The sequence below is a fragment of the Bacillus cereus group sp. BfR-BA-01441 genome, from assembly GCF_022663075.1.
Classification (GTDB): Bacteria; Bacillota; Bacilli; order Bacillales; family Bacillaceae_G; genus Bacillus_A; species Bacillus_A cereus.
Map to the genome: position 1 here is coordinate 1 of NZ_JAKUEU010000141.1, position 6,849 is coordinate 6,849.

The window sequence follows — 6,849 nt, forward strand, 5'->3', positions numbered from 1 at the left end:
TTAACTAAAGTTGATATTGATCACCATGGAACACTTGAAGGTGCCATTTTCAATATTTTAGACCAAGATGGAAAAATCATCCGAGAAGGTTTAAAAACAGACCAACACGGAAAAGTAATCGTAAATGATTTGAAACCTGGTAATTATCAATTAGTAGAAACACAGGCTCCTAAAGGCTATCAATTAGATGCATCACCAATAAACTTTACAATTGATAAAGCCCAAGCTACACCACTACAAATTACAGTTTCAAATAAAAAGATTGAATCTTCGTCAGGTGGAGATGACAAGCCAGTTACTCCTCCAAATAAAGAAGAAAACAAAGGCAATGAAACATCTGAGAAACACGAAAACGGAACTTCCGAAGAAACATCGAATAAAACAGATAACAAACAGCAAGATGATCGAAATACGGATAAACACCTTCCAAATACAGGTCATAAAGAAGACCCTACACAAACAGTAGGTATCCTTCTTCTACTAGCTGGATTATTAAGTATTTTGGCTACAAAACGCAAAAAAAATTATTAATAATTTTTTCACATCCAATCAATCTCTCAATTGATTGGATGTTTTTTTATACAAAAAGGACGATACATAAAGTATCGTCCTTTTAACGGGGTGAGGCTGCCCAAAAGTACGGAAAACCTTTGAACAGCCTCTTATTTTCATATGGATGCCTTACATATATCACTGATAATAATTATGAAATGCGGAAACATAATTACCATCAACTGATTCAAACATGAGAAATGAAACCCTACAGTGGTTCCATTTCTCTACATAATCTAAAGTTTGGGTACACTAGATTCATGCAATGTAGGAGCTTTCAGAGTAGAAAGCGAACCTTCGTTTAAAATGATAGCATACATATCTTCCTCAAAAATATGCAAATATGCATATATTGTTTTTATTTCTCAATGTCAGAATATTGAAAAACAAAAGACTCGAAGGTAAAATAAAGTCATTATCCGTCTTCTTTTGTCAGTCACAGAGAATAGCAGAATAGGAGAGGAAAAAATGAGAAAATCATTGAAACAAAAAATAGTAAGCTCTTTGCTTGCTGTATCACTCGCTGTTAGCTTAGCTCCAATTGGGCAAGCAAAAGCGGATTCCACGTCAGAGGTTACACAAACTCCATCTATTACAAAACAGATTGATCCAAACCGCGCGATTGAACATGTTCGTTTCTTATCTGAAACAATTGGTCCTCGCCCCGGTGGAACAAAATCCGAAGAATGGGCTTCTCGTTACATTGGTATGCAGCTTAAATCAATGGGCTATGACGTAGAATATCAACCATTTCAGGTGCCCGATCAATACGTTGGATTCATTGAATCACCACTATCAACAAAACGTAATTGGCAAGCTGGTGCTGCTCCTAATGCACTCATTTCTACAGAAGCTGTTACAGCTCCCCTTATCTTTGTTCAAGGTGGGACAAAATTAGAAGATATTCCAAATGAAGTAAACGGTAAAATTGTTTTATTTGAAAGAGGAACGACAGTTACAGACTATAATAAGCAAGTTGAAAATGCTGTTAGCAAAGGTGCAAAAGGTGTTCTTTTATACAGTTTAATTGGCGGACGCGGAAATTATGGACAAACCTTCAATCCCCGCCTAACGAAAAAGCAGTCTATCCCTGTCTTTGGTCTTGCTTATGCGCAAGGAAATGCATTTAAAGAAGAAATCGCTAAAAAAGGGACAACAATTCTTTCCCTAAAAGCGAGACATGAATCTAAATTAACATCTCTAAATGTTATCGCCAAAAAGAAACCAAAAAAGAGTACAGGTAATGAGAAAGCAGTCGTTGTAAGCTCGCACTATGATAGTGTTGTCGGAGCACCTGGCGCAAATGATAATGCTTCTGGAACTGGATTAGTATTAGAACTAGCTCGTGCTTTTCAAAATGTAGAAACTGATAAAGAAATTCGCTTTATTACCTTTGGTTCTGAAGAAACTGGATTACTTGGTTCGGATTATTACGTGAATAGTCTATCCCAGAAAGAACGCGACCGTATTTTAGGTGTCTTTAACGCCGACATGGTTGCAACAAATTATGATAAAGCAAAGAATTTATACGCTATGACACCTGACGGCTCTACAAACTTTGTAACAGACGCTGCCTTGCAAGCAGGTAAACAACTAAATAATGACCTCGTCCTACAAGGTAAATTCGGTTCTAGTGATCATGTTCCATTTGCTGAAGCTGGTATTCCTGCTGCTCTATTCATTTGGATGGGTGTCGATAGTTGGAATCCATTAATCTATCATATTGAGAAGGTATACCATACACCTCAAGATAACGTATTAGAAAACATTTCACCTGAACGAATGAGAATAGCATTAGACGTTATCGGAACAGGAGTTTATAACTCGCTTCAAAAACCTGTTCCTCAAACTGAACAGAAAGCTGCTTAATCATTTAAAAGACCACTGATTTTATCAGTGGTCTTTTATTGAGAAAAAATATATATGCATAAAAGCATATTTTATCCTACCCATTATCGTATACAATATTAACTGTAACAACACCGATTACAACTAATAAGGAGGCTTTTTCTATTATGAAAAAAATGATTTTAGCAGGTGCATTAACTTTAGCAGGAATTACTGGAGCTACTGCGTTTATTCCTGAAACAAAAGTCGCTGCTGCCGCTCAAGAACAAAGCTTTACAAAATTTTATTCTTTGCAAACTGGAGGTAGTTCTGAACAAGAACCTATTTTCCTTCAAAAAGGACAAGAACTAACAATTCATCCTAACAGCAAAACTCCTAGTTACAGTGTTTATGACTCAAATCATAACCTAATTGGACGTTATTCTGATGGTTACGGCCGAATTTTCACTGCAAAAACAGATGGAAATATGTATGTTCAATTTCATGCACCTTACGTTTACTATAGTCCTGTTAGTTTTTCTGTTACTTATACTATTCAATAAAAAAGAGGTCCTTTATAGGGCCCCTTTTATTTCTCTTGCCAATTCACTTTTACGAATCCATCTTTCACTTTTAATCCGCTTATATTCAATACATACTCTTCATTTGCTTTTAAAGTAACTGTAAAACTACCTTTTTTCGATTCACAGATTTCCTTTAACTCTTTTATACCTTCTCCTCGTTTTGCATCTGTCTCATAAGAAAATGTCACTTCTGTGTCCTTCTCATACTGAAGTTCAATATCTTTACCGGCAATATCCCATGATGAGAATTTCGCCTCGTAACTTGTCTCCCCTTGCTTCTCATTTTCTAAATATATATCTCCTGCTTTCCACGCGTCATCTAACGTTTGTGCAAAAGCAAAACCACTAAGTAATACAAACATTGTACTTGCCAATATCGCAACTAATGTTACTTTCTGTTTTTTAACAAAGTTCATCTTATATTCTCCTTCAACTTTCTTTTTACTTCTTCTTACCATATATAACAAAAACAGATAAAAAATGGAAATATAACCGCTAAGACAATCCATCCTTTACTCATTTAATGTGCTTTAGCATCTGTATATACCCATGATGCAACACATATTAAAAGTGCTATAAAAGCTAAAAACATCGTCACTCCAGCTACTTCAAATAGTACAAACGGATTAGCGAACTCATTCATGTAATTTATACTCCTTCTTTAAAAATGACTGTATTACAACATATATCGGAATGTATACATGCATCATAATCACAATGGCTATTAACATAGGAATTTTATAATCCAAATGAGTGACAAATTGTTCTATAACAATTGTTAACAAAACAATCCAAATGGTGTGAATACAAATCATCCATTTCCTCTCTAACTTCTGAGCCTTTCGCACGCCCTGCTTCGTGTTATTTATTAGCTCTTCGCTTGGAGTTATCTCTTCTGCTAAACTGCTCTTTATTTTCTGTTCAAATTTATCTTCCTTCATGAACGAACCCCTCCAAATGTTCTCGCATTTTCTTTTTCCCATAATTAAGCCGATACTTTACCGTACCAATCGGTATATTTAATATTTCGCTCATTTCTTTATAAGAGTATTATTCATAATAGTAGAGTACGAGCACGGTTTTATATTTTTCATTCAATAGCTGTATAACTTCCCGTATCATTTCCGCTTCCACTTTTTGAATAAATCCTTCTGATATATTCACATCATCTGCGAAATCTATTTCTCCACCATCCTCTTTATGAAACAAATCCAATATTCGATCTTTCCACCTTTTTTTCTTACGATAAAAATCATAAAACGTACGAACACAAATTGTAGTAATCCATTTTTTATAATTCTCCACGTAAGAAAGTTGGTGCCGCGATGAAAAAACTTTTATCCATGTCTCTTGAAAAATATCTTCCGCGTCTTCTTTCGTCTTTGCTAACTTATAGCATAAGGAATATATTTGCTTCTTATATATATATCAATTAATTCTTCTACCTTTTCTTCCATCATAAGCCTCCTGTCATTTATATAAGACGACGCAAATTCCCTTTTTGTTTGATAAAATTTTATTTTTTTATTATCTCCACATAAAAAGGCAATCACAACATCGTGTGATTGCCTTTTATTTAAAAACGAAAGTCCGCTTCCGCTTTTCTTAATTACATTTTTTCTGGTGCAGATACTCCTACGATTGCTAATGCATTTTGAAGTGTAGTGCGTACTGCTTTCATTAACTCGTAACGAGCTTTACTTAATTCTAAATTATCTTGGTTTAATACTTTTTCTGCATTGTAGAAGCTGTGTAATGTTGCTGCTAATTCAAATGCATAGTTTGTAATACGGTGTGGTAGACGTTTTTGTGCTGCATCCGCAACTACCGCTGGGAATTCACCAAGTTTTTTCAGTAACTCTACTTCTTTTTCAGAAGTAACAAGTTTGTAGTTAACGTCTCCGCCTGTAGCTAATCCTAATTCTTCACCTTGGCGAAGGATGCTGCATACGCGAGCGTGAGCGTATTGTGCATAGTATACTGGGTTTTCATTAGATTTTGATACAGCTAAGTCCATATCGAAGTCTAAATGAGAGTCACCGCTACGCATTGCGAAGAAGTAACGCATTGCGTCCACGCCTACTTCTTCCATAAGCTCACGAAGTGTAACTGCTTTACCCGTACGCTTACTCATCTTCATTTTTTCACCATTTTGGTATAGTTGTACCATTTGGATGATTTCTACTTCAAGCGTGTCTTTATCGTAACCAAGTGCTTGAATAGCAGCTTTCATACGTGGAATATAACCGTGATGGTCAGCACCCCAAATGTTAATTAACTTATCGAAACCACGCTCTAATTTATCACGATGATACGCGATATCTGGCGTTAAGTATGTGTAAGAACCGTCATTTTTAATTAATACACGGTTTTTATCGTCACCGTAAGTCATTGAACGGAACCAAGTTGCACCGTCTTCTTCAAAGATCTCGTCGCGCTCTTTTAATACAGCAAGTGCTTGATCAATTTTCCCGTTTTTGTATAATGATGTTTCTGAGAACCATACATCAAATTTAACGCGGAAGCTTTCTAGGTCTTTTTGAAGTTTTGCTAATTCATATTTTAAACCGTACTCACGGTAGAATTCATAGCTTTCTTTTTCATCAGCTTTCGCATAACGATCACCGAATTCTTCTGCTAAACGTTTACCGATTCCAATGATATCCGCACCATGGTATCCGTCTTCTGGCATTTCTTTTTCTAAGCCTAAAGCTTGCATGTAACGAGCTTCAACAGAAAGAGCTAAGTTATGAATTTGGTTACCAGCGTCATTAATGTAGTACTCACGAGATACATCGTATCCTGCTTTTGCTAATAGGTTACATAAAGTGTCACCTACTGCCGCACCTCGTGCATGTCCTAAGTGAAGGTCACCTGTTGGATTCGCAGATACGAACTCAACTTGTACTTTTTCACCTTTACCAGTATTCGTTTCACCGTAAGCTTCACCAGCGTTTACGATTGTTGGAATTAAATCTGTTAAGTAGCTATTATCCATATAGAAGTTAATAAAACCAGGACCAGCGATTTCGATTTTTTCAATAGAAGCTTTTGCTTTATCGAAGTTTGCAACTAGTTCTTCTGCAATCATACGAGGTGCTTTTTTCGCAACGCGTGCAAGTTGCATTGCCATATTTGTAGAGAAGTCACCATTTGTTTTATCTTTTGGAGATTCTAATACAACGTTTGGAATTTGTTCTTCTGTCGCTAATTCTGCCTTTAATACAGCAGCCTGAATTTCTTCTTTAATCAATCCTTTTACCTGTTCTAAGGAATTCATTATTTTGCCTCCTTCAAATTAATTGTAATAGTATATCTGCCAGCTTCTTGTTCACTTAGAAGCAATGCGTACGTTAAGAAGAGTTGTCCTTTTTTCTTTTCATCCGACCATTTAAAAAGAACGTTATCAGTCTTTGTTTGCAATGCAAACGTACCAAGTTCACTCGTATACGTACCAGTTGTCCATTCACCTTTCACATGCGTCTGACGCATAGAAACAGCACCTGAACGCATAATAAGAACTTGTTCATCTTGAATTTTAATAATTGTTTTCACTTCGCCTTGTTCGTTCGGCTCCTGGAATGTTACATATGTACCTTGACCTTTTACATAGTATTGACCATTTGCTTCAAAAGCAACGGTTTCCTTCCTCGCCCCTTCACGGATTTCTGTTACGAAATGAACGTGTACCGGCAAGCCTGCAAGTTGTTTCTCCACGTCTTGCACACCTTTCAAATGTTATAGATATTAAATACTACTTATAATAAATCACTTTTCCTATCATATCAAAAAAAGACTCTGTCTGTCTGCTGAAAAATCAGGAAAACTCCATTTCAAAAAATAATTCACTTCTACTTTATTTCATATGATAAAATATTTTTTAAAT

General features: G+C 35.8%; 6 protein-coding genes and 2 pseudogenes. 3 read left to right on the plus strand and 5 right to left on the minus strand.

All coding sequences use genetic code 11. From position 1 onward, the window contains the following. The 3 genes from MR107_RS28550 to MR107_RS28560 form a co-directional block, all read left to right on the plus strand. Positions 1–531: prealbumin-like fold domain-containing protein (locus MR107_RS28550; RefSeq protein ID WP_242293039.1), on the plus strand; the 531-nt coding region annotated here is incomplete at its 5' end. A gap of 489 nt (positions 532–1,020) precedes the next feature. Next, positions 1,021–2,421, plus strand: coding sequence for a M28 family metallopeptidase (locus tag MR107_RS28555; protein ID WP_001232216.1), 1,401 nt, complete (start codon positions 1,021–1,023; stop codon positions 2,419–2,421). Between the two features lie 146 nt (positions 2,422–2,567). Continuing rightward, positions 2,568–2,942 (plus strand): hypothetical protein, encoded by a 375-nt coding sequence (locus tag MR107_RS28560; protein ID WP_000738221.1) that lies wholly within the window; start codon positions 2,568–2,570, stop codon positions 2,940–2,942. A gap of 26 nt (positions 2,943–2,968) precedes the next feature. On the opposite strand, the pseudogene MR107_RS28565 reads toward MR107_RS28560, so the two are convergent. The 5 genes and pseudogenes from MR107_RS28565 to MR107_RS28585 all read right to left on the minus strand — a co-directional run bounded on the left by MR107_RS28565 (position 2,969) and on the right by MR107_RS28585 (position 6,680). After that, positions 2,969–3,606, minus strand: a pseudogene (locus tag MR107_RS28565) (anti-sigma factor). Then, a complete protein-coding gene (locus tag MR107_RS28570) occupies positions 3,599–3,904 on the minus strand; it encodes an ECF-type sigma factor negative effector (protein ID WP_000656684.1) in 306 nt (101 codons plus the stop codon). Before MR107_RS28570 ends, MR107_RS28565 begins: the two are co-directional and overlap by 8 nt. Next, positions 3,891–4,420 (minus strand): annotated as a pseudogene (locus MR107_RS28575) (RNA polymerase sigma factor). The gene MR107_RS28570 and the pseudogene MR107_RS28575 overlap by 14 nt, the downstream one beginning before the upstream one ends. Positions 4,421–4,572: 152 nt before the next feature. After that, positions 4,573–6,243, minus strand: coding sequence for an arginine--tRNA ligase (gene argS, locus MR107_RS28580; RefSeq protein ID WP_001086454.1), 1,671 nt, complete (start codon positions 6,241–6,243; stop codon positions 4,573–4,575). Then, the gene (locus MR107_RS28585; protein ID WP_000414867.1) at positions 6,243–6,680 is read right to left on the minus strand and encodes a YwiB family protein; all 438 of its coding nucleotides are present in this window, start codon (positions 6,678–6,680) and stop codon (positions 6,243–6,245) included. The genes argS and MR107_RS28585 overlap by 1 nt, the downstream gene beginning before the upstream one ends. Positions 6,681–6,849 lie beyond the last annotated feature (169 nt).